At 67.0% G+C, this 25,699-nt stretch carries 22 protein-coding genes; 5 read left to right on the top strand and 17 right to left on the bottom strand.

Annotated features, from left to right (window positions below; genetic code table 11):
* Positions 1-11: 11 nt before the first annotated feature.
* The 5 genes from BLR91_RS02785 to BLR91_RS02765 form a co-directional block, all read right to left on the bottom strand.
* Entirely contained in the window at positions 12-1,454 is a 1,443-nt protein-coding gene (locus BLR91_RS02785) for a mannitol dehydrogenase family protein (protein WP_089877245.1), read from the bottom strand.
* A complete protein-coding gene (locus BLR91_RS02780; protein WP_089877247.1) occupies positions 1,451-2,272 on the bottom strand; it encodes a carbohydrate ABC transporter permease in 822 nt (273 codons plus the stop codon). The genes BLR91_RS02785 and BLR91_RS02780 overlap by 4 nt, the downstream gene beginning before the upstream one ends.
* A gap of 13 nt (positions 2,273-2,285) precedes the next feature.
* On the bottom strand, positions 2,286-3,296 hold the full coding sequence (locus BLR91_RS02775) for a carbohydrate ABC transporter permease (protein WP_089877249.1): 1,011 nt from the start codon (positions 3,294-3,296) through the stop codon (positions 2,286-2,288).
* Positions 3,297-3,364: 68 nt separating this feature from the next.
* On the bottom strand, positions 3,365-4,705 hold the full coding sequence (locus BLR91_RS02770; protein WP_089877252.1) for an extracellular solute-binding protein: 1,341 nt from the start codon (positions 4,703-4,705) through the stop codon (positions 3,365-3,367).
* A 45-nt stretch (positions 4,706-4,750) separates the two neighbouring features.
* Complete coding sequence (locus BLR91_RS02765; protein WP_231918803.1) at positions 4,751-5,890, bottom strand: DUF4185 domain-containing protein; 1,140 nt, start codon at positions 5,888-5,890, stop codon at positions 4,751-4,753.
* 201 nt (positions 5,891-6,091) lie between these two features.
* On the opposite strand from BLR91_RS02765, the gene BLR91_RS02760 reads away from it, so the two are divergent.
* The 3 genes from BLR91_RS02760 (at position 6,092) to BLR91_RS19935 (ending at position 9,169) form a co-directional block, all read left to right on the top strand.
* Positions 6,092-7,087 carry a hypothetical protein gene (locus tag BLR91_RS02760; RefSeq protein ID WP_089877256.1) on the top strand — a complete coding sequence of 332 codons (996 nt, stop codon included), beginning with the start codon at positions 6,092-6,094 and terminating at the stop codon, positions 7,085-7,087.
* Positions 7,088-7,323: 236 nt separating this feature from the next.
* Positions 7,324-8,493: a DUF262 domain-containing protein gene (locus BLR91_RS02755; RefSeq protein ID WP_089877258.1), complete on the top strand. Its 1,170-nt coding sequence runs from the start codon at positions 7,324-7,326 to the stop codon at positions 8,491-8,493.
* Entirely contained in the window at positions 8,483-9,169 is a 687-nt protein-coding gene (locus BLR91_RS19935; protein ID WP_157694675.1) for an MAE_28990/MAE_18760 family HEPN-like nuclease, read from the top strand. Before BLR91_RS02755 ends, BLR91_RS19935 begins: the two co-directional genes overlap by 11 nt.
* A 50-nt stretch (positions 9,170-9,219) precedes the next feature.
* On the opposite strand, the gene BLR91_RS02745 is transcribed toward BLR91_RS19935, so the two are convergent.
* The 3 genes from BLR91_RS02745 to BLR91_RS02735 all read right to left on the bottom strand — a co-directional run bounded on the left by BLR91_RS02745 (position 9,220) and on the right by BLR91_RS02735 (position 12,695).
* Positions 9,220-10,935, bottom strand: coding sequence for a SulP family inorganic anion transporter (locus tag BLR91_RS02745; protein WP_089877262.1), 1,716 nt, complete (start codon positions 10,933-10,935; stop codon positions 9,220-9,222).
* A gap of 97 nt (positions 10,936-11,032) precedes the next feature.
* A complete protein-coding gene (locus tag BLR91_RS02740; protein ID WP_089877264.1) occupies positions 11,033-11,626 on the bottom strand; it encodes a TetR/AcrR family transcriptional regulator in 594 nt (197 codons plus the stop codon).
* A 58-nt stretch (positions 11,627-11,684) separates the two neighbouring features.
* Positions 11,685-12,695: an NADP-dependent oxidoreductase gene (locus BLR91_RS02735; RefSeq protein WP_089877267.1), complete on the bottom strand. Its 1,011-nt coding sequence runs from the start codon at positions 12,693-12,695 to the stop codon at positions 11,685-11,687.
* Between the two features lie 289 nt (positions 12,696-12,984).
* Between BLR91_RS02735 and BLR91_RS02730 the strand changes: the two genes are divergently transcribed.
* Both BLR91_RS02730 and BLR91_RS02725 read left to right on the top strand, forming a co-directional pair.
* On the top strand, positions 12,985-14,148 hold the full coding sequence (locus BLR91_RS02730) for a glutathione-independent formaldehyde dehydrogenase (protein WP_231918802.1): 1,164 nt from the start codon (positions 12,985-12,987) through the stop codon (positions 14,146-14,148).
* A gap of 1 nt (position 14,149) precedes the next feature.
* Positions 14,150-14,833 (top strand): DUF1345 domain-containing protein, encoded by a 684-nt coding sequence (locus BLR91_RS02725; protein ID WP_089877269.1) that lies wholly within the window; start codon positions 14,150-14,152, stop codon positions 14,831-14,833.
* 22 nt (positions 14,834-14,855) lie between these two features.
* Here BLR91_RS02725 and BLR91_RS02720 read toward each other — a convergent pair whose 3' ends face one another.
* The 9 genes from BLR91_RS02720 to BLR91_RS02680 all read right to left on the bottom strand — a co-directional run bounded on the left by BLR91_RS02720 (position 14,856) and on the right by BLR91_RS02680 (position 25,489).
* Positions 14,856-15,839: a LacI family DNA-binding transcriptional regulator gene (locus BLR91_RS02720; RefSeq protein ID WP_089877271.1), complete on the bottom strand. Its 984-nt coding sequence runs from the start codon at positions 15,837-15,839 to the stop codon at positions 14,856-14,858.
* A gap of 108 nt (positions 15,840-15,947) precedes the next feature.
* A complete protein-coding gene (locus BLR91_RS02715) occupies positions 15,948-16,664 on the bottom strand; it encodes a gluconate 2-dehydrogenase subunit 3 family protein (RefSeq protein ID WP_089877273.1) in 717 nt (238 codons plus the stop codon).
* Between the two features lie 28 nt (positions 16,665-16,692).
* Positions 16,693-18,342 carry a GMC family oxidoreductase gene (locus tag BLR91_RS02710; protein ID WP_089877275.1) on the bottom strand — a complete coding sequence of 550 codons (1,650 nt, stop codon included), beginning with the start codon at positions 18,340-18,342 and terminating at the stop codon, positions 16,693-16,695.
* 43 nt (positions 18,343-18,385) lie between these two features.
* Positions 18,386-19,327 (bottom strand): aldo/keto reductase, encoded by a 942-nt coding sequence (locus BLR91_RS02705; protein ID WP_089877277.1) that lies wholly within the window; start codon positions 19,325-19,327, stop codon positions 18,386-18,388.
* Positions 19,328-19,372: 45 nt separating this feature from the next.
* On the bottom strand, positions 19,373-20,353 hold the full coding sequence (locus BLR91_RS02700; RefSeq protein WP_018192080.1) for a LacI family DNA-binding transcriptional regulator: 981 nt from the start codon (positions 20,351-20,353) through the stop codon (positions 19,373-19,375).
* 55 nt (positions 20,354-20,408) lie between these two features.
* A complete protein-coding gene (locus tag BLR91_RS02695) occupies positions 20,409-21,491 on the bottom strand; it encodes an ABC transporter permease (protein ID WP_231371250.1) in 1,083 nt (360 codons plus the stop codon).
* 41 nt (positions 21,492-21,532) lie between these two features.
* Entirely contained in the window at positions 21,533-23,041 is a 1,509-nt protein-coding gene (locus tag BLR91_RS02690) for a sugar ABC transporter ATP-binding protein (RefSeq protein ID WP_020076852.1), read from the bottom strand.
* Between the two features lie 104 nt (positions 23,042-23,145).
* Positions 23,146-24,222 (bottom strand): sugar ABC transporter substrate-binding protein, encoded by a 1,077-nt coding sequence (locus BLR91_RS02685; RefSeq protein WP_018192083.1) that lies wholly within the window; start codon positions 24,220-24,222, stop codon positions 23,146-23,148.
* Positions 24,223-24,403: 181 nt separating this feature from the next.
* Positions 24,404-25,489, bottom strand: coding sequence for a nitrilase-related carbon-nitrogen hydrolase (locus tag BLR91_RS02680; protein WP_018192084.1), 1,086 nt, complete (start codon positions 25,487-25,489; stop codon positions 24,404-24,406).
* Positions 25,490-25,699 lie beyond the last annotated feature (210 nt).

Genomic DNA, 25,699 nt, shown 5'->3' with positions numbered 1-25,699 from the left:
CCCGGGCCCGATCAGGCCCGCGTCAACAGCGCCCGCAACGTCGCCTGGGCTCCAACGGTGTGGAGGGCGCTCAGGGCGGCCGCATAGTCTGCGGTGAAGCGCTCGTCTTCCGCGAGCTCGCCGAACAGCGTCCGTTCGCGCAGGAAGGCGAGCTCGTCCTCCTCGTACCCGCGGGCGTTCGCCATCACGGAGTCGCGCAGCCGGTCGACCACCTCGAAGCTCTCGCCGTTCTCCCCTGTGCCCTCGGCGTACCGCGCCCAGCTGGCCACGATGGCGGCGGAGAGACGCACCGGACCATCCAACGCGAGCTCCTCCCGGACCACGGGCAGCAGCCATTTCGGGATGCGGTCGGACGACTCGGCGCAGAGCCGGGCGAGGGTGTCGAGCACGTAGGGATTGCCGAACCGCTCCAGCAGGGTGCGCTTGTACGCGTCGAGATCGACACCGGGGACCGGCCTCAGGGTGGGGGTCGCCTCGTCGTCCATGTACCGCATCAGCAGCTCCGCGATCAGCGGATCCTGCGCGGCTTCGTGGGCGTACGTGTACCCGCTCAAGCGGCCGAAGTAGCACATGGCCTGATGGCTGGCGTTCAGCAGGCGGAGCTTCATCAGCTCATAGGGCTCGACGTCGTCCACGAGCTGCACGCCCGCCCGCTCGTAAGGCGGCCGGCCCTGCGGAAAGGCATCCTCGAGCACCCACTGGAAGAACGGCTCCGCGACGACCGGCCACGCGTCGCGGACGCCGAACTCGGCCGCGATCTCCTCACGGTCACGGTCGGTCGTCACCGGCGTGATGCGATCGACCATCGAGTTCGGGAATGCCACCTCGTGCGCGATCCACTCGCCGAGTCCGGGGTACTTCAGGCCGGCGAAGGCGGTGAAGACGCGGCGGGCGATGTGCCCGTTGCCCTGGATGTTGTCGCACGACATGACGGTGAAGGGCGGCACGCCGCGGTCGCGTCTCCGCCGGAGCGCCTCCGTGACGAGGCCGAAGACGGTCCCGGGCGCCGCCCCGGGCAGGAGGTCCGCGGCGATCGGCGCCGGCGTCGGGTCGAACGCGCCGGTCACCTGGTCGATGCTGTAGCCGCCCTCCGTGATCGTCAGCGAGACGATGCGGACGGCGGGGTCGGCCAGCCGCTCGACGGCCGCATCCGGGTCGTCCGGCGCGTAGAGGTACTCCACGATGGAGCCGATCTCCCGCGCCTCGCGGCGGCCGTCCGGGTGTTTGAGCACCAGAGTGTACCGGCCGTCCTGTGCGTGCAGCACATCCCGCATCCGCTGGTCCTGAGGCAGGACCCCGATGCCGCAGATGGCCCAGTCCGTCGCCAGCCCCTCCCGGAGCAGCTCGTCGACCACCATCGCCTGGTGCGCGCGGTGGAATCCTCCGACCCCGAAATGGACGATGCCGACGGTCAGCGCCGACCGGTCGTACCGGGGGCGGTCGACGCCGCTCACTTGATCCCCGAGATGCGCACGCCGTTGACGATGAACCGCTGGAAGATGAGCAGCAGCACGATCGTCGGGAGGGCGGCCAGCGTCGAACCGGCCATCAGCAGACCCCAGTCGTTGCCGCGGTCGGACCGGAAGTTGCCGAGGAACTGCATGATCTGGGTGAGGTTCGGGTCGGTGATGGTGAGGATCGGCCAGACGTAGGCGTTCCAGTACGCCAGGTACGAGGCGATGCCCATGACGACGAACGGGGCGGCCGACTGCGGCAGGAACACGCGGAGGAAGATCTGCCACCGCGAGGCGCCGTCGATCAGTGCCGCCTCCTCCACCGCGACCGGGAAACCGAGGTAGAACTGGCGGATGAAGAACATCTGCGCCGCCGACGCCACCCCCGGGATGATCAGGACGGCCAGCGTATTGAGCATCCCGAGCGAGGACACGACCATGAACGAGGTCAGCAGGATGGCCATCATCGGGATGAACATCGGCATGATGCAGTACACCCACCAGAACCGCTTCCCGCGGAAGTCCAGGCGCGCGAACGCGTACGCAGCGAGGGAGTTCACGACCAGGCTGAGGGCCGTGAAGATGAGTGCACCGACGAAGGTGACCACCATCGCGCGGGAGAACTGCGGGTCCTGCAGGATCTTGACGTAGTTGTCGAACCGCCAGACGTCCGGGAAGAACTGGAACGGCGAGCGCAGCACCTCCGTCTTGCCCTTGAACCCGGCGATCGCCATCCAGGCGAGGGGGAACAGGATGCTCACGCTGATCAGCACGATCAGTACGGCGGACAGCACCCGCTGGGGGACGCTCTTCTTCATTCGTTCTCTCCTGCTATCCGTCGACTGCTTTGTCGGAGTTGATGAGCCTGAACACGACGATCGAGATCGCCCCGAGCACCACGAACAGCAGAAGCGAAGCGGTGAGCGAGAAGCTGGTCGCGTACGGCGTCAGATCGCGGAAGCTGTTGAAGATGAACAGGTTCGGCGTCGTGGTGGCGTCGACCGGACCGCCGCCGGTCATGATCAGGGGGAGGTCGAGCATCTGGATCGCCAGGGTGAACCCCGTGACGATGAGGTACAGGAACACGTTCTTCAACAGCGGGATGGTGATGAACCACGTCCGCTGGAAGAAGTTGGCGCCGTCCAGCTGCGCCGACTCGTAGTAGCTGTCGGGGATGTCCAGCAGACCGGCGAGCAGGATGAGCGTGGTGACGCCGAAGCCGAGCCAGATGCCGGGGATGGCGATGGCCGGCAGCGCGGTGGCCGGATCGTTGAGCCAGGCGACGGGACCGGCGTTGATCAGGCTGAGCAGCCAGTTGGCCACTCCCTGGTCCTGGTAGATGAAGACGAAGAGGACGGACGCGACAACGGTCGAGACCACCGCTGGCAGGTAGACCGTCGTCTTCATGTAGGACGCCGCTTTCTTGCTCAGCGTCTTGATGAAGCTGGCCAGCAACAGAGCGATCACCAGGCCTGTCGGCACGACCAGCAGCGCGTAGTAGAGGCCCACACCGATGGACTTCCAGAACCGCGGGCTGACGAGGACGTACTGGTAGAACTGCAGGCCGACGAACTCCGGGTCCTTGTAGAAGCTGAGCTTGAACGTGCTCAGATACACGGAGTACACGAGCGGCCAGATCACGAAGATGGTGAGCAGGATCACCATGGGCGCGATCATCAGGTACGCGGTCCGGTTGTCGCGGAGGTGCTTGGCCACCGGCGCGGGGGCGTCGCGCCGGCGCAGGAGCCTGCGCCGGGTCGCGGTGCCGTCGACCGCGTCCGCGATGACCTGGGCTTCGGCCGGCGGGGTCTGCACCTCGCCGGCGGGATTGAGAACTGACACGGGGATCCCCTCGGCTGGCCGGTGCCCGGGGACGTGGGGGGACGTCCCCGGGCACCGGGTACTCGTTGCTACTTCTTGGGCGCCGTCCCGGCGAGCGACTGCTTCTGGATGACGTCGTTGATGGCGTCGTCAGCCGTCTTCAGCGAGGTCGGCACGTCGGCGCTTCCCTTCATCGCCGACTCCAGCGCGGTCCCGAACGCCAGGGAGATGTCCCAGGGGTAGCCGGGCTCCTGCTTGCCGTTCGGCACGATCTGATCCGAGATGACCTTCATGAAGGGATCGTTGTGGGCCTCCGGCGTGTCGGCGAGCGCCTCGTCGACCGAGGTGCGGACGGTGTACTTCGAGTAGCCGCTGGTCTTGAAGAAGTCGGCCATGACGGCCGGGTCTCCGGCGAGCAGGTATCCGATGAAGTCCGCCGCCTGCTGCTTGGCCTTCGACTTGCCGTCGACCGTGAGCGTCCATCCGCCGAGCGTCGCCGTCGTCTTGTCGGGCGAGCCGGCCATCGATGGGAACGGCGCGACAGCGGTCTTGGCGACCATGTCGGGGAAGTCGTTCTTCAGCTGCCCGACGGCCCACGAGCCGTCGGCCATCATCGCGACCTCGCCCTGACCGTACGGGGTCGCGTCGGCGTAGCCCACCTTGGGCTGCTGCGGCATCAGACCGCCCTGGTACAGGGCCTTGTAGAAGTCCGCCAGCTTGGCGAAGCAGGGGTCGGTCGCCTCAGCCTTCGACCAGTCGTCGTTGATCGGGAGGTGGCCGCAGGCGCTGTACTGGAGTCCCCAGCTGGACCAGCCGAGGTCGGCGGCCACGGACGCGATCGTCATGCCCTTGGTGTCGCCGGACGTCAGCTTCTTCGCCCACTCGAGCAGTTCGTCCCACGTCTTCGGCGGATTCGCCGGGTCGAGGCCGGCCGCCTGCGCGAGATCGGTCCGGTAGTAGAGCACCGTCGACGGCTCGACCAGCATGGGGTAGGCGTAGTGTTTGCCTCCGACGGTCACGAAGCTCTTGACGTTCTCCTTGATGTCGTCGAACGCCTTGGCCGGGAGCAGCCCGTCGAGGTCGGCGAACTGGCCGTTGGCCACGCCTGCCGCGATGTTGCCGTAGTTGGTGGTGACGACATCCGGAGCCTTGCCCGCGGCCTGCGCCGCCTTGAGCTTCTGCGGCCAGGTGTCGGCGGGGACGACCTGGTAGTCGATCTTGACCTTTTTCTGCGATGCGTTGTACTTGTCGACGTACTTCTTGAACCACGCCTGCTGGTAATCCTCGAACTTCTGCTGCCAGAACGTCACGACGGTCTTGCCGTCCTCGGTCTTCGCGCCTCCTCCTGCGCCGGAACAGCCGGCGAGGACGAGGCCGGCCGCGACGGTCGCGGCGACTGCGAGCAGCAGCCTGCTGTGCCTCTTGTGCATGTGTTGTTCCTCCTCGTGATTCGGCTCGTCGTCGAGCCGGGTGGGCTATCGGCGGACCAGGTCGGCCTTGTACCAATAGACGTTGTACGGGTCCCAGACGGACAGGGCGAAGTAGATCGTCCGGCCGCCGTCGGTCGTGTACTGCGGTGCCAGGTACGGGGCGTACAGCCCCGGGACATCGGTCTGGGACGCCAGGGTGAACTTCTCGCCCCAGGGCCCCCAGGGCGTCGCGCCCTCACGGATGACGGCGCTCTCCGCGCCGCCGTCGGTGTAGCTCATCGTCCAGCGGGAGAGGTACTCGTTCCAGACCACGGAGAGCTCGCCGACCGTGTCGTCCACGATCGTCCTGGCATCCGATTCGTCCGCGCTCCACCGCGGCGTCCCATCCGCTGACGTGCCCGCGAAGTAGCGGTACGCAGACTGATCCTCGACGTGCTTCTCGCTCACCTTCATGAGCTTCACGCCGCCGAACCGGCCGTGGGTGACACCCCAGAAGTAGAGGTCTCCGTCGAGCTCGGACACGCTGACCTGGACGAAGTTGCTGTCGCCGCCCCAGCGCGGGCGGTCGAGCTTGCTCCACGTGCGGCCGCCGTCGGTGGACTTCGCGGAGCCGGCGTAGTTCGTCTCCCATTCGCCGGGGTCCCCCCAATGCTTGACGGACATATACGCCAGGTACATCGCCCCGTTCGCCGCGAAGCCGTAAGTGGGGATCGCGGTCATCTCGATTCCGTCGACCTTCTTGCTGTCGATCAGCTCCTTCGCCCAGCCGATGTCGTCGGCGATGTAGCCGTCGAACCGGATGCCGTCCGTCGGGTCCGTGTCGGTGGTGTAGGCGAGCGCGTTGGAGCGCCACTCGGTGCCGCCCCCGCCGGTCACGCCGTCGTCGCGCTGTCCGAACGTGTCGCCGAAGACGAACCACGTCTTCCCGTCCGCCTGGAACATCGAGCCGAGGTCCTGCCCGGCGATTTCGAAGCGCGCCGTCTTGTTGAGAGAATCGTGCCCGGTCAGTTGGGCGACCTGCTCGACGTTCGTCACCCCGGCGAGCACGAAGGGCTTCCTGTTGGGGTCGAGCCGTGCTGCGGACGCCGACGTGCAGGCCACCAGGGCGGCGGTGGAGAGGAGCGCCGCCGTCGCCAGCACCGCGCCGCGTCGGGTGCGGGTACCGATCGGCTTGCGCAGTGTCACGGTCGTCCTCTCCATCGAGCACCGATTCCGCCCGGAATCGATGGCTAACAGTAGATCGCAAGAAATCGGTTTCGTCAAGAGCGGGTTGAAAACGGCCCATATCGCCACGGATTCCAGTGAATGATTGCAGGAAACCGATTTCATGTTTCCCGTCTTCGCGCTACAGTGTCGTCAACCGCTGCACCCAGAAGGGACTCGACGATGAGCCGCACCGACACGGTGAGCCCCACGCCCCCGGACGACAGGACCGCCATCCCGGCACCGCCGGTCGCCGAGGGCGGCTGGCTCCGTCCGTCCGCTTCAGCCCCCGCCGAGGCCCGGTGGGGGCATCCCGACGGGCTGCAGATCGGCCTGCACCCGCTTCCCGGGCCGCGCGGCCTGCTGCGCGTCTACACGCCCTACCTCGACCATCCACGCGAGAGGCTCCTCAACTTCATCGCGATCGAACCGATCCCCGCGGGCGGGCGCGAGCGCGGTTATTCGGAGCTCGAGCACAGCGACCTGGACGACGCACCGGGCAAGAGGTTCTGGAGCGCGGACGGGATGTCCGATGCCGCCGAACCCGCAGACCCCCTCGCGCCGTCCCGCGGGCTGATCGGTACGGCGGACGGTGTCGAGACGCTCACCGTGCACGTCGTCTCGGAGCGCTTCGCGAACGGCGCAGCCGTGGCCGTGCGGCTGCGGTTCCGCCAGGACCGCCCGCACGAGGTGGGGATCGCGACGCTCGCGCTTCCCGGCTCCGTCCCGCTGCACGCCTGCGTGATCACGGCGACGATGGGCAACTACGCCCGCCTGCGCCGGCTGCACCTGGCCGACGGCGACGTCACGCCCGCGGGGCTGTGGCCCGGCTTCTCGGGGACCGGGTTCACCGAGCACGGCGCGTTCGGGCTCGACCGCCTGCCGAGGAACGCGGCCGGCGAGGTCGAGGTCTCCGCAACCACGGACGAAGCGGACCCCTCCTCGGCCACCTACGGCGACGACGTCGCCGAGCACTGGAAGTACTCCGGCCTCCGGGCGGTGCAGACCTGGATCGCCGCGGATCCCGACCCCGAGGTCCGCGCGCTCGTCAACGCGCGCGCGGCCTACTGGGCGAGCTCCGCAGCCATCCCCAACGGATCCGCTTTCGAGAACGTCGAGCTGGTCGAGCCGTTCCGGCAGGGCCGCGAGTTCCGGTTCCGTGTGGAGCCCGCCCGCTGAGCGTGTCCAGGCCATGTGCTGCTGCGCGGGGACGAGTCACCCGTCGCGCTTGCGGCCGTAGGCCGCGTGGCGTACTGCTACATCGCGCGCCTGCTAAGGAAGATAGGGGAGCCCTGGGCGAACCACGACCGAGACCAGAAACCTGACGCCGCACGAGACGCCTGACCCCCACAAGGGGACCGGATTTGGCGGAAGGCGGCTACTAGATTTGGGCTGCCGATAATTGAAGGGAAAACATGGCCCTGCCTCCCGATGCTTCAGCCAACCAGGAAGTTGAGGCCCCGGAGCCTTCCAATCCACTGGATGGACCGGGCGAGAGCGACGACGCCGAGCAGGCCGATGCCCTCGTAATCCCTGCCGACGAACGAAAGCTTGTCACTCAACCCTACGACCTCGGTGTCCGATCAATCCGCGAGGACATTCGTAGCGGTCGAATCAGCCTCAACATCGCGTACCAACGAAAATACGTGTGGGATAGCGGAAAGGCGTCTCGCCTGATCGAGTCGCTACTCCTAAACGTCCCTATTCCGGTGTGTTATTTCGCCGAAGACGACGAGGGTGTGTACGAGGTCATTGATGGCCTTCAGCGACTCACTACGATCCGGAAGTTCCTCGACGACGAGTTCGCATTGACTGGCGTATCCGTCCTGTCGGAACTCAACGGAGACAAATTCTCGGATCTCGCTCCGAGAGATCAGCGCCGACTCGAGAGTCGCACCATTCGCTGCATCGTAATAACCGCCGACAGCCATCCCGACATCAAGTTCGACGTTTTCGAACGCCTCAATACCGGGGCGGCAAGTCTCACTGCTCAAGAGCTCCGCAACTCCGTTTACCGGGGACCATTCAACGACTCCCTGAAGGAACTTGCCCGAAAGCGGTACTTCACCGACCTTGTTGGCAGCTTCACAAACAAGCGCATGGGCCATGAAGAGCTCGTCCTTCGCTACCTAGCTCTCGTTGATGGCATAGACACATATCGACCGCCGCTACGTCAGCTGCTGAATAGATTCATGAGGGCACGCCGCAAGGAGCCGGTTCTCCCAGAGGAAGCGACTCGTTTTGCCCTCGTCTGTGAGACCGTCGGCGAAGTCTTTGGAGACCGCCCATTTCGCGCACCGGGTTCACAGAACCCCGTGAACAAGGCACTGTTCGATGCCGTGATGGTCTCTGTTGCGTACGCCGATCGAGATGCACTGCTCGAACATCAGCAGGTTGCGCGCACCGCTTTCGACGCGCTCGCCGAGGAAGAGAGATTCCAGCTTGCGATAGGACGCGCGACCGCGGATCGCAGCCGAGTGCTGTATAGGGTGGCAGCACTGAGCGCACGCTTGCAGGAGATCGGAGTACCCACGCGCCTCCCTGCCGCGCTAATTGAGGAGGGCCTCCTTCTTCGTGGCACTTGATGTGTTCAAGGACGGCGCGATAGAGGTCGGGTTGTTGCGCCAAATGGCTGTCGAGGCAGAAAGCCGCGGCTCTATAGAAGAGGCAAACGCACTTTGTCGCGCCGCTGTGGTCCTCCTCGTTAGCCACTTCGAATCATTTCTCAAGACCATTGCCGAGGAGTACGTCGACGCAATAGAAAGCGGTGAGGTCCCCTCGGGTCGTATACCGCGCGGGCTCCGAGAAGCCCATACGTTACCGCGACTTCAAGCTATCGTCACCTCGGGCAATGATGAGCAGCGCTCTGTTCTTCTCAAACGCTTGGGAAACGACGCCGCTCTGTGGAAAGAAGATGCAAAGCCCCCGAAAGGCTCGCTGAACGCGGGCACCTTTTCGAGACTGGTGACGAGTGCCAAAGCGGATGTCATCAATGACGTATTTGTCCGCATGGGTAGCAAATCGAACGTCTGCGACGGAGATATTGAAATGGCGAGCAGCGGGGGCGACGTCATAACTGCCAACATTCAGCTCAGCATCCGTGACGTCATAGCGTGTCGCAATGACATCGCTCATGGCAAAGCCGAGAGAAAGCCCACTCCGGACGATGTGACCCGCTATCTCCAGTTCCTCCAAGCCTTCTCGACTCGCCTACAACGAAAGGCGACGATGTTATCAGTCGAGCTACTCGAGGTTATGTAGTCAGCGCAATTTGCACCGATCCCGGGCCACCAGACACCTTGTCGGACACGTCACCCGTCGCTCTTGCGACCGTTCGCGGCATCCTGTTCCGCCTGCACGGCGCGGTGGATGTTGCCGTGGATGTGGTCGGCGCCGACCAACGCGATCACGCCATCCCGTTCCAGAACGGCCCGCGGGCCCGGCTTCAGACGGGTGATGCGGAGGTCGAGGCCGGCGTCGCGAGCGAGCGTGACGACGTCGGCCATCGTGGCGGCACCCTGCGAGTCGATGAAGTTGATGCCCTCGCAGTCGATCACGACCCCGGTGAGCGCGGGCTCGCTCTGAATGACATCGCGGAGCCTGTCCTCGAGCGCGTCCGCGGTGGCGAAGAAGAGGCCGCCGTCGAACCGGAGCACCGCCACGCTGGGCAGCACTTCGTCCTCGGGGTGCTCATCCACTTCGCGGAACACCTGCGTTCCGCGCTCCCGGCCGAGGATCGGCATCTCCGGATGGGTCGCCACGGCGATCAGCCACACCAGCGAGAGTCCGATGCCGATGACGACGCCCGCGAGCACGCCGAAGACCAGCGTTCCGAGGAGGGCGACGACGGCGATCCAGAAGTCGACCTTCTTCACCCGGAAGAGCCGCCGCATCTCCGGCAGGTCCATCATCCCCATGACCACCGCCTCGATGATCAGCGCACCGAGTACCGCCTTGGGCAGGTTCGAGAACAGCGGCGCCAGGAACAGCAGCGTCAGCAGGACGGTGACCCCGGAGGTGAGGGAGGCCACCCCCGTCTTCGCCCCGGAGCGGTCGTTCAGCGAGCTCGCCGACAGGCTCGTCGAGACAGGCATTCCCCGGAACAGCCCCGCCGTGATGTTCGCCAGCGACTGGGCGACCGACTCCTGGTTGATGTCGATCTGGTAGCGGTGCTTGGCGGCGAACGTGCGCGCGTCCCCCGCCGTCTGCGAGAACCCGATCAGCACGAGAGCGACCGCGGCGACCGCGACGGTGCCGGCGTGCTCCCAGAGCTGCGCCAGGTCCGGAACCTCGGGCGCGGGCAGTCCTCGCGGAACGTCCCCGACCAGCGCGACGCCCTTGGCGCCGAGATCGAGGACAGCCGCTGCCACCAACCCGCCCACCACGAGGACCAATGCCCCGGGGACACGTGGCGCGATCGCCCGCAGCCCGAAGACGACGACCAGCGAGATGACTCCGACGAGGACCGTCGTCCGGTGCGCGTCGCCGAGCGACCCAATCCACGACCACAGCTCCTGGAGGGGATTGGACCCCGTGACCTCGGTTCCGGTCAGCTTCGGCAGCTCCCCGATGACGACGTCGATCGCCGCGCCGAACAGGAACCCGGTGACCACGGCACGCGAGAGGAACTGGGCGATCCAGCCCATCTTGAGCACGGCGAGGAGCAGGAACAGGATGCCCGACGCGAGGGTGATGCCGGCGACGAAGGATGCGACATCCTGCTCTCCCGTGATGCCCGCGGCGAGCACGGCGCTGGCGGCGACGGCAGCCAGCCCGGAACTCGGACCCATCGAGATCTGCCGACTGGTGCCGAAGATCGCGTACACGATCGCTCCGGCGGCGGCGGCGTAGAGCCCGTTCTGCAGCGGGATGCCCGCAATGCCCGCATACCCCAGGTTCTTGGGGACGATGAGCGCGGCGACGGTCACGCCGGCGATCAGATCGCCGCGCAGCCACGAACGCTTGTAGGTGCGAAGCTGGCCGGCGATCGGAACGAGGTTCGAGCCCCGGCCTCGGGTCCTGGGCATACGCACGTCATACCGCAGGCCGCGTATGCGCGGGCAGGGGCCACCTGCCGGGGATGCGGGCCCTCATCGCGGATGGACCAACGCCTGAACCCGACCGCTACCCGAGCAGCGCGCCGAGCTGGCGCCGCACATCATCCCGGATCGCCTCCACGTTGGTGCCGGCGGGACTGGCGGACATCGCGATGAAGAGGATGGCGGAGACGATGTGGGCCAGAGCGGCCGGATCGCCGACACCGCCGCCCGTGCGCGCGATCGTCTCGGCCATCGCCTGCTCGGTCTGCGCGACGATCTCGAGCGCCTTGGCGTGGTGCGGTTCCGTCGGGTCACCGAAGACCATCTCGCGGAGGTAGGTGCGCCCGTTGTCGACCTGTGCGCGGTTGCAGTGGATGATCGGGTCGGCGATGGCGAGCACCGCATCCACCGGATCATCGAGCGCCTGGGCGGCTTCGCGCCCCTCGTCGAGCGCGTCGGCGTAGAGGGCGTTCTGCACCATCAGCAGGAGCTCGCCCTTGGTGCGGGCGTAGAAGAACAGGGTGCCCGCGCCGATGTCCGCGGCCGCGGCCACCTCCTGGGTGGTGACCTCGTCGACGCCGCGCTCGGCGAAGAGGGCGCCGGCCGCCGCGATGATCCGGTCGAGTTTCTCCTGCTTGTTGCGCTCTCGCCGGCCGGGGGCTGCGGGGGTGGCGGTCATCTCATCCCTTCACGGTTCGGCTGGTGATCACCCTAACGCGCCAGCCCACGCCGATCGGTCAGTCCCCTCCAGCGCCCGCGATCGCGGCGACGGTCTTTCCGCGGCCGCCGCCCTTCCCCAGGCGTGCGACCGCCTCCGGGATCTCCTCGAACGGGATGACCCGGTCGACGATCGGACGGAGCGCGCCGGACTCGACCAGCGCGGAGATCTGGCGCAGCTGCTCGCCGCTGGCCGACATCCACAGGAAGGAGTACTCCACGCCGAGCCGTCGGGCGGTGCGGCGCACACTGCTGCTGAGCGCGGCTATGCCCGCGCGCAGGACGGGATTGAGTCCGAGCCGACGTGCGAAAGCCGGATCCGGCGGCCCGGCGATCCCGACGGCGACGCCACCCGGGCGCAGGGTGCGCAGCGACCTCATCAGGTTCTCGCCGCCCACGCTGTCGAGCACCACGTCGTAGCCGCTGAGCTGCCGCTCGAAATCGTCCGCGCGGTAGTCGATCACGGTGTCGGCGCCGAGCGAGCTCACGAACTCGGCGTTCGCCGCACTCGCCGTCGTGGCGACCGTGGCCCCGAGGTGCGTGGCCAGCTGGATCGCGATCGAGCCGACTCCCCCGGCGCCGGCGTGGATGAGGACCTTCTGTCCCGGCTGCACCCGGGCCCGCACAACGAGCGCCTGCCACGCGGTCAGCGCAACCAGGGGAAGGGATGCGGCTTCGTGCATCGTGAGGGCGGCGGGAATGGGAGCGAGATCGTTCTCGTCGGCGGCGATGCGCTGAGCGAAGGTGCCGATCCGCCCGTCCCGCACCCTCCCGTACACCCGGTCGCCTGGCGCGAACGCCCGCACCTCCGGCCCGACCGCGGCGACGGTGCCGGCGACATCGTGCCCGAGGATCGTGGGGAGCTCGAGCGGAACGATCTGCTTGAAGTCGCCCGCGCGGAGCTTCTCGTCGAGCTGATTCAGACCGGCGGCGTGCACGTCGATCAGCACGTCGCGCGGTCCGGGCACCGGCTCCGGCACATCCTCCACGAGGAGGGAGGACGCGTACGAGGGGAGAACGACGGCTTTCATCTCTGCACCTTTCTTGAGTGGACTCAATTTTGAGTGTACTCAAGAATACATCGTGTCGTGCACCCCCTTGCACAGACGAGGACTCGGGGGGAGCATCCAGCGTGTTGATGCACTCGCGTGTGCGATGGGAAAAGGGATGAGTCCCGCTGTGCAGAGCGATCGGGGAGACCCGAGCCCGACTTCGGCGATCACGATGATCAGGGCTGCCTCTGATGATTCCGGACGGCCCTCGACCGCTCCCTCCGAGCCGTGGCCGCTGAGGCCTTGCAGTTGCGGATCATCACCATCCATGGAAGACAAGATCATGAAAGCAGTCGTGTACGAAGGTGCGCGATCGGTCAGTGTCAACGACGTCCCGGATGCTCGCATCGAGCGGCCGACGGACGCCCTCGTCCGAATCACCACGACGAATATCTGCGGTTCCGACCTGCACATGTACGAAGGGAGGACCGACTTCGAGACCGGGCGCTGGTTCGGCCACGAGAACATGGGTCAGGTCATCGAGGTCGGAGACGGCGTCGACAAGGTGAAGGTGGGCGACTACGTCGTGCTCCCCTTCAACGTCGCCTGCGGGCATTGTAAGAACTGCGAGCGCGGACTCACGAATTACTGCCTCACCGCGCAGCCGAAGAAGGAGTGGGCGGGCGCCGCCTACGGCTTCGCCGACATGGGCCCCTGGGCCGGTGGGCAAGCGGAGTTCCTCCGGGTGCCGTGGGCCGACTTCAACTGCCTGCGCCTGGGAGAGGGTGCCGAGGAGAAGCAGACCGACTACGTGATGCTGGCCGACATCTTCCCGACCGGCTACCACGCCACCGAGATGGCCAACGTCAAACCCGGTGATCAGACGGTGATCTACGGAGCCGGTCCGGTGGGATGCATGGCCGCCTACTCCGCGATCCTGAAGGGAGCGAGCAAGGTCATGGTCGTCGACCGTCACCCCGACCGCCTGAGGCTGATCGAGGAGATCGGAGCGATCGCGATCGACGACTCGAAGGTGGACCCGGTCGAGGCCGTCAACGAGATGACGATGGGACTCGGCGCCGACAACGGATGCGAATGCGTCGGATACCAGGCGCACGACGTCGAAGGCCACGAGCACCCGAACATGACCCTGAACCGGCTGGTCAAGTCGGTCCGGTTCACCGGTGACATCGGGGTGGTGGGCGTCTACATCCCCCAGGACCCCGGGGCGTCGGACGATTTCGCGAAACAGGGCGAAGTCGTGTTCGATTTCGGCGAGTTCTGGTTCCGCGGTCAGAAGATGGGCAGCGGTCAGGCCCCGGTGAAGAAGTACAACCGGCGTCTGCGCGACCTCATCGCGTCCGGAAAGGCCACCCCGTCCTGGATCGTCAGCCACGAGCTGTCCCTCGACGAGGCGCCCGACGCCTACGAGCACTTCGACAACCGCGACGACGGCTGGACCAAGGTCGTGCTGCACCCCGTCGGCGCCTGAGATGACCACCCGCCCCAGCAGTCGTCGCGCGTCCTCGACGACCCGCCGGGTGCTCTCCGTCCGCCGCGCGCTCCTGTGCGTCGCGGCGGGCGGGGTGGCCGGCATCCTCGCGGCGGTGCTGCTGACACCGCCCCTCGGTCCGCTGGTGGGGTGGTGCATCGCCGGTCTCACCGCACTCGTGTGGGTGTGGGTGATCTGCTGGCCGCAGGACCCCGAGGGCACCGAACGCGTCGCCCGCGAGGAGTCGATCTCGCACGTGACCGACGACGCGATCGTCACGGCGTGCTTCGCCAGCGTCGCCGCCGTGATCCTGGCCGTCGTGCAATCCCGGGACAGGAACGGGGACGCCGTCTCCGTCGCGCTCGTCATCCTGGGATGCCTCGGCACCATCGTCGCCTGGGCGCTGGTCAACACGGTCTACGCGCTGAAGTACGCACGCATGTACTTCATCGATCATCAGCGAAGCGGGTTCGACCTCACGCAGGAGACGCAGCCCACCTACAGCGACTTCGCCTACTTCGCGTTCACGATCGGGATGTCGTACTCGGCGTCCGTCATCCAGCCGACGGCGACGGACATCCGCCGCAAAGCGCTCGCCCACGCCCTGTTGTCCTATTTCTTCGGAACGGTCCTGATCGCCGTGGCCATCAACCTGGTCACCAGCATCGGCCAATCCGGCGGCTGAGCCGGACGGCGGCTGAGCAGAGTCAGCGCACCGGCCCCGTGCTGTCCCGCACCTTCAGTTCGGGCTGGATCAGCGGGATGGTGGCGGGCGTCTCGCCTCGAAGCGCACCCAGGACACTTTCGACGGCACGACGTCCGACCTCGGTGAAATCCAGCCGGACGGTCGTCAGCGCGGGCTGGAAGTACGCGGACTCGTCCCGGTCGTCGAAACCGACGACGCTCACGTCGCCGGGAACCCTGACTCCCTGGTCGGCGAGCGCCTTGATGACGCCGAGCGCCATCACGTCGTTGATCGCCAGCACCGCAGTGATCGATCTGTCGGCGGCGATCCTCAGCCCGGCCCGGTACCCGGATTCGGCGGACCAATCGTCCGACTCGAACACCTCGGGGACCGTTCGGCCCGCGAGGGCGAGCTCCGTCCGCCACCCGTGCCGACGCGCCTCGGATGCCATCCACCCTGCGGGGCCGCCCACGAAGTGCACGGTCCGGTGTCCGAGATCGAGAAGATGGCGGGTCGCCAGCTGGGCACCCAGCGTCTCGTCGATGGAGATCGTGGCAGGTCCCGCGGGCGACCCCTGCTCGAAGCGCACGACGGGCACGTCGGAGTCGAGTCGCTGCAGGACCTCCGCCGCCGCGGTCATCGGCGCGAGCACGACGATCGCGTCCACGCCGCTGTCGACGAGCGAGTCGAGGCCTGCCCGGATGCTGGCCTGGTCGATCTCCGCGATGCTGACGAGGCTCGTCGAGTAGCCGTTGCGCCGCGCCTCCTCCGCGATACCGAACAGCGCCAGCGCCGGGCCGTGGACGGAGAGCGCATAGCTGAGCACCCCGAGGTTCATCGACCGGCTGGTCGCCAGCGCCCGCGCGGCGGAATTCCGGCGGTAGCGCAGCTGAACCATCGCGGCCTCCACCCGGTCCCGGATGTCGGGAGAGACGTTGCTGTGGCCGTTGACCACCCGCGAGACCGTCTGCTGCGACACTCCGGCGAGGCGGGCCACATCGACCATGCGCGCCGCACGCGGCACGCCGGTTCTCGTCTCCGTCATCCCCCAATTATGGCCGTCACCGGCCGGGGGCCCGCGAGCGCCCGGCCGGTGACGGGTGGAGCCGACGGCTCAGCGGTTGCCGTAGCGCAGCACCGCCGGGTGCTGCTCGTACGGCCACTCCGCTTCGGGGATCATGTACTCCAGCGTCGTGTAGCTGCCGTCCATGGTCGACGCCAGCGACGGCGGCCCCGGGAAGCCGATGACCCTCCACCCGACGCGGTTGTCGTTCCCGCCGTAGACCGGATCGCCGTAGAAGCCCTGCCGGGTGTTCAGCACCAGCAGTGGGAAGAACTCGAGGAAGTCCTCGTTGACCGGCTGGTTGCCGGCCGGCGCTCCCCCGCTGCCCTGACCGTCGGACTCGGTGAAGACGAACCTCGCCGGCTTCTCCTTCCTCGAGATGGTCTCGAGCACGGCATCCTGCTGTTCGTCGTCGAGCTCGATGAACTCGGAGCCGAACTTCTCGGCCGAGATCGCGTCCAGCTCGACGATGCCCTCACGGTAGAACCGCTGGCGGCTCTCGATGCGCTCCTGCCAGGCCTTCTCTTCGAGCCCCTCCATGCGCAGGAACCCCTTGCCGTCAGCGGCGGGGAAGACGAACTGCGTCCCCGCCAGCATCCGGTCGATGAAGCGGACCACGCCCGCCTCCTTCGCCCCCGGGTGGTGGTCCGTCGGAATGATGCGCGCAGTGGCGGCCTCGACAGTCGCCCATTCGTGCTCCGTGAAGAAGAGCGGACCATCCGTGTCTCGCGTCGAGATCGGTACGGTCACCCATTCTGCCTGTCCCATGTTTCGTCGTCTCCTCTGAAGTCGCGTGTCAGTCGGTCCAGCCGTGGCGGTCCACAGCGATGATGCGGTCGGCGCAGCGCCAGGCGTTGGCCATGATCGTCAGCGCGGGGTTGATGCCGGTGGCCGTGGGGAAGAAGCTCGCGTCGAACACGTAGAGGTTGGGGACCTCGTGCGACCGGCACCACTTGTCGACGACCGAGGTCGCCGGGTCGTTGCCCATGCGGGCGGTGCCGAGCTCGTGCGAGGTGTTGCCCGTGATCCGCTCCATGTTGACCGGCACGACCTTGGATGCTCCCGCGGCCTCGAGGATTTCGCCGTTCTTCTTCACCTGCCACTTCTCCTGCGCGAAGTCGTTCGCGTGCGGCGTGTGGGTGATACGGGCGACCGGGAGGCCCCACGCGTCCTTCACCGTCGGATCCAGGTCGACGCGGTTCGACTCGACCGGCAGATCGTGGAGCAGGATGCCGATCTTCATGCTGTAGTTGAACAGGTCGCGGTCGGCGTCCTTCGCGGCCTGGCCCCACGTGGGCCGGCCCGGGAAGCTCCAGTTGACGGGGTGCCCGAGCATCGACGGGAAGATCAGCGACCCGAGGATGTGCCCGCGCGACTCGTCGGTCTCGTAGAAGTCGAACGAGCACAGGTTCATGTAGTGGCCGGACCATCCGTAGAGCGGATCGTGCAGCTCCTTGTCGAACAGGCCAACGGAGAACGAGTACTGGTGGAACGTCGCGTTCTTGCCGACCTGGCCGCTCCCGTTGCCGAGACCGTCGGGGAACAGCGCCGACTTCGACATGAGGAGCAGGCGCGGCGTCTCGATGCCGCCGCCGCAGACGATGACGGCCTTGGCGTTCTGGACGAACTCGTTGCCGTTCTCGTCCTGGTAGCGCACGCCGGTCGCCTTGCCCGTCTTGTCGACGAGGATCTCGCTGACGTAGCAGTCGGAACGCAGGTCGTAGAGGCCCGTGTTGATGGCGTCCGGAATGAAGCTGATGAGCGTCGACGACTTGCCGTTGCCCGGGTCGGGGTACTGCTGCCAGAACCCGTTCTCGCTGAACGGCTTGCGGCCCCGGTACGGCTCGGTCACCATGCCCTGCGGCATCGGGAAGGTGCTGTGCCCCATCTTGTTCATCGCCGTGGCGAACTTGCGGCCGATCTGGCTGAGCGGCGCCGGCTTTGTGGGGTAGTCGCGGCTGCGGCGTCCCTCCCACCGGTTGGCCCCGCCGAGGCCCGAGGTGCCGAACTCCCACTCCACGCGGGTGTAGTACGGCTCGAGGTCGTCGTAGGTGATGGGCCAGTCGACCAGGCTCGCGCCCTCGACGTCGCCGTGGATCGAGCGGAGGCGGAAGTCGTTCTCCGTCATCCGCGGGACCATGCCGCCCCAGTGGGTGGTGCCGCCGCCGACGACCTGCGGGGTCGCCGAGAAGTTGGTGATGACACCTTCCTCGCTGTCGTTCTGGCGGTAGGTGCGGGGCTTGAGCTTCGGGTCCTGCCAGATGAAGTTGCGGTTGAGGAACTTCAGCTCGTCGCCGGATGCGTGCTCGGGCTTCAGCCACGGGCCCCGCTCGAGACCGACGACGCGGAGGCCGGCCTCGGTCAGCACCTTGGCGGCGGTCGCACCGCCGGCGCCGGCGCCGACGATCACGACGTCGACGGGCTCGGGGTTCTTGAGGGTGGTCATTGTCTGTCCTTCCGTGTGAACGTTCTGGTCCGGGATGCTTCGCTCAGGCGAGCACGCCGGCGCGACCCAGTCGCGCGATCGGCAGTAGCGCATCCCAGAGGGCGTCGGGGATCTCGAACTCGGCGAGCTCGACCGTCTGGGCGACCCGCTTGGGCTCGGACATCCCGACGATGGTGGAGGTGACCCGCGGGTCACGGAGCGAGAACTGCAGTGCGGCGGCGGCGAGCGGGACACCGTGCTCGGCGCAGAGGGCCTCCATCCGGCGCACGCGCTCCAGCACCTCGTCGGCGACGGGGGCGTAGCAGTAGGTGGGGACGGCGTCCGGGCCCTTCACGAGCATCCCGCCGCCGAACGGTGCCGCGTTCACGAATGCCACCCCGCGCGCCTGGGCGTCGTCGAGCAGCGGCTCGGCCGACTGGTCGACGAGCGTGAACCGGTTGTGGCTGATGACCGCGTCGAAGGCCTCGGTCGCGAGGTACTGCAGTTCGAGGTCGATCGGTCCGCCGGCGACACCGAGGTAGTCGATGACCCCCTGGTCGCGCAGGGCGATCAGTGCCTCGAGCGGGCCGCCGGGAGCGACGCCCTCCTCGAAGCTGATCTTCTCGGGGTCGTGCAGGTAGACCAGCGGGAGGGTGTCGAGGCCGAGCCGTTCGAGGCTCTCCTCGACCGATCGACGGACGCGGTCGCCGGAGAAGTCGGTGGTCCCCGGAATCGGGTCGACCTTGGTGGCGACGACGACACCCTCCGGGACTCCCCCGCTCTCGCGGATGGCCTGCCCGATTCGCTTCTCGCTCTCGCCGCCGCCGTACTCGTTGGAGGTGTCGATGAAGGTGAACGGTCCCTCGAAGACGCGCCGGATCGTCGCGACCGCCGTCTCGGTGTCCACTTCGTATCCGTACTGGGCGGGGAAGCTGCCGAGGGCGCTGGTTCCGACGCAGACGTCGGAGACGGTGAGGCTGGTGCGCCCGAATTGTTTGGTGGTCATGAGCTTCGCTTTCTCTCTCAAGGGGTGTGGGTGGTTCGTGTTCGTTCAGGAGGGCGGCGCGGTGCTCTGTCGGACGACGAGCGTCGGGTCCACCCGGGGAAGCGGGCCGGCCTGGCCACCCCGCATCAGGTGCAGGATGCGGTCGACCGCCAGGCGCCCGACCTCCTCGAAGTCCAGGCGAACGGTGGTGAGCGCCGGCTGGTAGTACTGCGACTCGGGGACATCGTCGAAGCCGACCACGCTGACGTCCTCCGGCACGCGGAGGCCCGCGTCGGCGAGAGCCTTGACGACGCCGAGCGCCATCTGGTCGTTGGCCACGAAGACCGCTGTGATCTTCGGGTTGCGCGCGATCTCGCACCCCGCGTCATACCCGGAGCGGGTCGACCAGTCGCCGGAGATGACCCGGTTGGTGACGCGCCCCGCCGAGGCAAGGGTGCGCGCCCACCCGCGGATCCGCGCCTCGCTGCCCAGCCATCCGGCCGGACCCGCCACCTGCCAGACCGTCTCGTGGCCGAGGTCGAGGAGGTACTGCGTCGCGAGTTCTGCTCCGGCGACCTCGTCCGTCGCGACGCTCCGCGTCCCCTCCGGGGCGCCGGGTTCGAAGACCACGAGCGGCACGCCCGCATCCAGCCCGGAGATCGCCTCGAGTGCCGCCTGCACGGGTGCCAGGACGACGATCCCGTCGACGGAGTCCTCCACCAGGTGGTCGAGGGCGGCTTTCATGGCGGCCCGGTCCACGTCGCCGAGGGTGACGAGGTTGGTCGCGTAGCCGGCCTTCCTGGCCTCGTCGGCGATGCCGCTCAGGGCGACGGACGGGCCGTACTGGGCCAGGCCGAAGCTGACGATCCCGATGTTCATCGTCCGGCCGTTCGCCAGGGCGCGTGCCGCGGGGTTGCGGCGGTAGCGGAGCTGGCGGATGGCCACCTCCACGCGATCCCGGATCTCCGGGGCCACGTTGGGGCTACCGTTGACCACTCGCGAGACGGTCTGCTGGGAGACCCCGGCGAGACGGGCGACATCGATCATCCTGGCACCGCGAGTCGTCGACGGGTTCTCGTTGCTCGATGGTGCCGACACGTCGTCAGCTCGCAGCCCGGACGGTGCGGCGGCCGAAGTGCTTGCGGAAGAATCCGGAGATCCTCTGCACGCCGCCCGCACTGGACAGGAAGACCGCGACAACGATCACGGCGCCCTTGATGACGAGTTGCGGCTCCGAGGAGATGCCCACCAGGTTCATCACGTTGATGATCGTCGCGAGGACGAACACACCGATGACGGCGCTGATCGGGTCGCCCTTGCCGCCCATCAGGGAGGCGCCGCCGACCACGACGGCCGCGATCGCATCCAGCTCGTACCCGACACCGATGAGGGAGCTCCCCTGTCGCAGCTGGGCAGCGGCGATGAGGCCGGCCAGACCGGCCAACAGCCCGGACATCGTGTACGTGATGATCAGGTTGCGCGCCACCGGGAGACCCGACAGGCGTGCGGCCTCCGGGTTGCCGCCGATCGCGTAGAGCGAGCGGCCGAAGGTGGTGAACTTCGCCACGAGTGCGGCGACGATCATCACGACCAGGAAGATCATGACCGGGTTCTGCAGGCCGAGGCTCGTGCCGCGGGCGAACAGGTCGATGAAGGTCTGGTCCGTGATCTGGATGAGGCTGGTCGACTGGATGATGTAACTGAAGCCTTTGACGGCGCTCATCATGGCGAGCGTCGCGATGAACGGCGGGATGCGCAGCCACACGACGAGCAGGCCGTTGATCAACCCGGCGATCCCGCAGCAGAACAGGGTGAAGGCCACCGAGAGCCCTGTCGCCATCCCGGCCTGCAGGGTCAGCGCGACGATGACGGTGGACATGGCCAGGATGGAGCCGACCGACAGGTCGATGCCGCCGGTGAGGATCACGAAGAACTGGCCGACCGCGAGCACCGCCACGATGGACGCCGCCGCGATCACGTTCTCCGCGTTCCTCAGCGTGAGGAAGTCGCCGGAGACGTAGTAGCCGATCACGATGATCACGACGAGCACCAGCAGGAGGTAGGTCTTCGGCAGGAGGCGCTTGAGGACGCTGCTCCACGCCGAGCGGGAGCGCGTGTCCGAGGACTCGCCGGTGGACTTCACCGGCTCTTGGAGGGTGTTGTTCGACATTGTCTTTCCCGTCATTGGGTTTCTCGTCAGGGGTCTTTTTCTGGATTCGGTGCCGCTCAGGCGAGCAGCTGGAGGATCCGCTGGCCCTGCGGATCGATCTCGTCGTGATCGAACTCGGCCACGACGCGGCCGCGCGCCATCACGAGGACGCGGTCGCACATCATCGCCTCCGAGATCTCGGAGCTCGCGATGATCACGGTTCCGCCCGACCGGGCGAAGTCGCGGATCAGCTCGTACATGTCCTCCTTGGCGCCGACGTCGACACCGCGGGTCGGCTCGTCGCAGATGAGGAGACGGGAGGAGCGCACGAGCCACCGGGCGAGGATGCCCTTCTGCTGCGTCCCGCCGCTCAGGGTCTTCATCGGCTGGTTGACGCCGGAGACCTTCATCCCGAGCTTCGTCACCATGTCCTGCGCCGCGCGCTTCTCGCGCTTGCCGTCGATGACGGAGAGCCGGCTGAACATCGGCATGCTCGCGAGCGTGATGTTGCCGGCGACGCCCATCTCCGGGATGAAGCCCTGGGCCTTGCGGTCCTGCGGCAGTAAGCCGATGCCGCGGCGGATGGCGTCGCGCGGCGAAGCGAAGTCGACCGGCTTGTCGTCCATCAGGAGCGCACCGTCCGTCTTCCTGCGGGCGCCGGCGAGCAGGCTCGCGAGCTCCGACTGGCCCGAGCCGATGAGACCGGCGATGCCGAGCACCTCGCCCTGGTACAGGTCGAAGTCGATGTCCGAGACCCGTTCGTCCTCACCGAGGCCGCGTGCGGACATCAGGACGGTGTCGGTGCGGCCGGCGCCGAGCCGGGGGCTGCGCTCGCCACGCAGGGCGGCGTCGGCGATCGATCCTTCGAGGCTCTTCCCGACCATGGCCGTCACGACATCCGCGGGCTTGGTCTCCGCCGTGCTGAGGTTCGCGGCTGTGACGCCGTCGCGCAGGACGGTGACGGCGTCGCACAGGTTGTAGAGCTCATCCATGCGGTGAGAGATGTACAGGAGGGTGACGCCCTCGGCGGCGAGGCGGCGCAGCACCGTGAACAGGCGCTCGACATCGGGCAGCGGGAGGGTCGAGGTCGGCTCGTCGAGGAGCAGCACCCGCGCATCCTTGTGGAGCGCTTTGGCCAGCTCGACGGCCTGCTGCTCCGCGACGGAGAAGCTCGAGACGGGCTGACGGACATCGAGGTCGAAGCCGACCCGCGCCAGCGCCTCGCGCGCCTTCGCCTGCATCGTGTTCCAGTCGACGACCGCGCCCTTGGTGGGCAGTGTGCCGAGGAAGATGTTCTCCGCCACCGAGAGCGACGGCACCAGGCTCAGCTCCTGGTAGATGGTGTGGATGCCGGCGGCCTGCGCATCCGTCGGCTCCCGGAACCGCATGACCTCGCCGCCGAGGCGGATGGTTCCGCCGTCGGGCGTCTCGGCACCGGAGAGGATCTTGACGAGCGTCGACTTGCCGGCGCCGTTCTGACCCGCCAGGGCGTGGATGCTTCCCCGCTTGACCGAGAAGCTGACCCCCTTGAGGGCCTGGACTCCGAGGTATCCCTTGGTGATGCCCTCGAGCTGGAGCTCGTCCATGTTTCCTCTGCACTTCCTTGTGACGTGTGTTCTTCGAAGACCTGGTCGCTGCGCCCGAACCGATGACATCGGGCGCAGCGACTCCTGGAGGCGCTGCTTCGCGCCTAGTCGTTCGCCCGCACGTAGGTGTCGGCGGGCTTGTAGTACTGCTTGGCGTTCTCCGGCGTGACCACGGTGGTCTTGATGAAGACCTCCTTCTTGGGGCACGCCGACTTGTCGTTGTTGTAGGCGGCGACGGCCATCTTCACCGCGGCGACCCCCTGGTCCCAGGGCTGGTTGGAGGCGGTGGCCTGCAGCGGACCGGTCGGGTTGTCGACCATCTCCTTGACGACGTTCATTCCGCCGTCGTAACCGGCGACGATGACGCCGTCGCCCCAGATGCCTGCCTGCTGGAGACCCTGCTCGATGCCGCCCTCCATCACGTCGCTCATGCTGTAGACGATCTTGAGGTCGGGGTTCGCCGTCGCGACATCGCGGATGGGCGCGAGAGCCTTGTCCGGCTTCCACTCGCCGTACTTCGTCTCGAGCTTCTTCGTCGTGATTCCGGGGTGGTCCTTCATGACCTTCTCGTAACCCTTCATGAACCCGTTGAAGCGCAGATCGCTGAGGACATCGCCCGGGAAGCCGCCGATGCCGACGATCTTGATCTCGCCGGTCTCGCCGAACTTCTCAAGCGCCTTCTTCGCAGCGACCTCGCCGGCAAGGGAGCCGGTGTAGCCCTGGTCCTCGGCGACGTAGCAGTACATGTCCTTGACCAGCGAGGGGTCGAGGTTGGAGTTGACGGTCACCAGGGGGACGTCCGCGTTCTGCAGCGCGGCAACGGACGCGCCGACGCCGATCGGGTCGTTCGGGTTCATGATCACCACGTCGACGTTCTTCGTGATGAGGGTCTGCACGTCGGCGTTCTGGCGGACCGTGTCGCCGTTCGCGTCGAGGAGCTGGATGGTCGCACCCAGCTTCTTCGCCTCGGCCTGGCCGCCCTCGACGAGGGTCTTCCACCAGTCGCTGCCGCTGATGCCGCGCTGGCTCCAGCCGATGACGAGGCCTTTGCCCGTCTTCTTGTCGGTGTCGCTCGCGGCGGCTCCGTCGGTTCCGCCGCGTGCGCATCCGGTGAAGAGGAGCGCTGTGGCCGCGGCGATTCCTGCGACTTTGAGGATGGACCGGGTTCGGGTGCTGATCATTTTTCCACTTCCTTGTGAGGTGATCGGTGCGAGGTAGAGCTGGGGGTGTTCGTGCGCCGGGCGGCGCCACGTGGGGGGCGTGGAGCGGATAGTGCGTCGTGCGGGTGGTGCAGGTGGTGTGGGCGGCAACATCCCGGACCAAGGGGATGGACTTGTCCGGGATGCCGCCGCCGTCGGTCGCTCAGTCGAGCGGGGTGAAGACCCCGCGCTCCTCGAGCAGCTTGATGTTGCGGGCGCGCGTCTCGCGCTCGCGGGCCAGCCAGCCTTCCGACGGAGGAGCGTCGAGGTACTGGTTCTTGGGGTAGATCGGCTTCTCGTAGATCGCCGCGTACTGCTCGGTGCGCAGATCCTTGAAGCCGTTGAACACGCCGTTCGACTGACGGTCGCGTCGCAGGGCGTCGATGTCGATCGTCGTGCTGACGAAGGTGTCGCCGGCGGTCACGCCCGGCGTCTCGGTGATGATCTTGCCGCGCTGGTTGACGATCATCGACCGGCCGCCGAAGAGGTCGTTGATGACGCCGTCCGGACCGAGCTCCGGGCCGAGGTTCGGTGCGACGACGATCGCGTTGTTGAACAGCGCGTGCGCCTTGTTCTGCACCTCCCACATGCCCTGCGAGGTCTGCGGCTCGATCAGGGTGGCGCGGATGATGATCTCGGCGCCGTTCATGGCGAGCCCCCGGGCGATCTCGGGGTACGCGCCCTCGTGGCAGATCACGTAGCCGATGTTGCCGATGTCGGGCGTCTTCGCGACGGGGTAGATGGCGTCCATCACGTTGCCATCACCCTTCTTCTGAATCCACTCGTCCCACAGGTCGTGCGGGTTGGTGGTTCCGAGGGTGCCGCCCTCGAAGCCGTCACTGGTCGCCTTCGCGCGGCGGTAGATGACGTCGCCATTCGGGTCGATCATGAACGCGCAGTTGAAGTAGCGGTCTGGGAAGTCGTCGTCGGCGACGAGGTACAGCTCGCCGGCGATGTAGGTGTTCAGTTCGCGCGCGGCCTTGCCGAGCTCGTCGGTCTCCGGACCGGGGATGGTGCGGGCGAACTTCTTCTCCGCCTCGCGGTTGCCTGCGGTGAATGCCATGTGCATTCCCTGGATCGCCATCTCGGGGATGACGACGAGCTTCACCGGGTAGCCCTCGGTCGCAGCAACGCCGACCGCCGTCTTCATGAACGAGATGATGCGCTTGGTGTTCTTCAGCGCGTCTTCCGGCTCGACGATCGGGATCTGCAGCGGCGAGAGCGCTACGACTGTGTACGGCTCAGTCACGTCCAACTCCTTTGTTGATTGGGGTTCGTGTCGGCCATGTTAGCGCACTATCGGTCGCTGTCAAATGCGACTTTCGCGCCTCTGCGCTCTCCGATTGCACCGGGCGTCCAGTCATGCAGCGCTGGTGTCATGCAGTAAAAATGCAGTTGAGGGGCGCTTTACAGACGGCTCGTTTGAACCGCCATCCACCCCCGAGTCGGACACGCCTCA

The organism is Leifsonia sp. 466MF (assembly GCF_900100265.1).
Classification (GTDB): Bacteria; Actinomycetota; Actinomycetes; order Actinomycetales; family Microbacteriaceae; genus Leifsonia.
The sequence above is the reverse complement of the archived record's forward strand: the minus strand, read 5'-3'. Positions and strand labels throughout refer to the sequence as shown.

Coding starts and splice junctions, on each gene's coding strand:
- BLR91_RS02780 (WP_089877247.1), bottom strand. CDS start 2,272: ATGAAGAAGAGCGTCCCCCAGCGGGTGCTGTCCGCCGTACTGATCGTG.
- BLR91_RS02770 (WP_089877252.1), bottom strand. CDS start 4,705: ATGCACAAGAGGCACAGCAGGCTGCTGCTCGCAGTCGCCGCGACCGTC.
- BLR91_RS02760 (WP_089877256.1), top strand. CDS start 6,092: ATGAGCCGCACCGACACGGTGAGCCCCACGCCCCCGGACGACAGGACC.
- BLR91_RS02755 (WP_089877258.1), top strand. CDS start 7,324: ATGGCCCTGCCTCCCGATGCTTCAGCCAACCAGGAAGTTGAGGCCCCG.
- BLR91_RS02745 (WP_089877262.1), bottom strand. CDS start 10,935: ATGCCCAGGACCCGAGGCCGGGGCTCGAACCTCGTTCCGATCGCCGGC.
- BLR91_RS02740 (WP_089877264.1), bottom strand. CDS start 11,626: ATGACCGCCACCCCCGCAGCCCCCGGCCGGCGAGAGCGCAACAAGCAG.
- BLR91_RS02735 (WP_089877267.1), bottom strand. CDS start 12,695: ATGAAAGCCGTCGTTCTCCCCTCGTACGCGTCCTCCCTCCTCGTGGAG.
- BLR91_RS02730 (WP_231918802.1), top strand. CDS start 12,985: ATGGAAGACAAGATCATGAAAGCAGTCGTGTACGAAGGTGCGCGATCG.
- BLR91_RS02725 (WP_089877269.1), top strand. CDS start 14,150: ATGACCACCCGCCCCAGCAGTCGTCGCGCGTCCTCGACGACCCGCCGG.
- BLR91_RS02720 (WP_089877271.1), bottom strand. CDS start 15,839: ATGGTCGATGTGGCCCGCCTCGCCGGAGTGTCGCAGCAGACGGTCTCG.
- BLR91_RS02715 (WP_089877273.1), bottom strand. CDS start 16,664: ATGGGACAGGCAGAATGGGTGACCGTACCGATCTCGACGCGAGACACG.
- BLR91_RS02710 (WP_089877275.1), bottom strand. CDS start 18,342: ATGACCACCCTCAAGAACCCCGAGCCCGTCGACGTCGTGATCGTCGGC.
- BLR91_RS02705 (WP_089877277.1), bottom strand. CDS start 19,327: ATGACCACCAAACAATTCGGGCGCACCAGCCTCACCGTCTCCGACGTC.
- BLR91_RS02700 (WP_018192080.1), bottom strand. CDS start 20,353: ATGATCGATGTCGCCCGTCTCGCCGGGGTCTCCCAGCAGACCGTCTCG.
- BLR91_RS02695 (WP_231371250.1), bottom strand. CDS start 21,491: ATGACGGGAAAGACAATGTCGAACAACACCCTCCAAGAGCCGGTGAAG.
- BLR91_RS02690 (WP_020076852.1), bottom strand. CDS start 23,041: ATGGACGAGCTCCAGCTCGAGGGCATCACCAAGGGATACCTCGGAGTC.
- BLR91_RS02685 (WP_018192083.1), bottom strand. CDS start 24,222: ATGATCAGCACCCGAACCCGGTCCATCCTCAAAGTCGCAGGAATCGCC.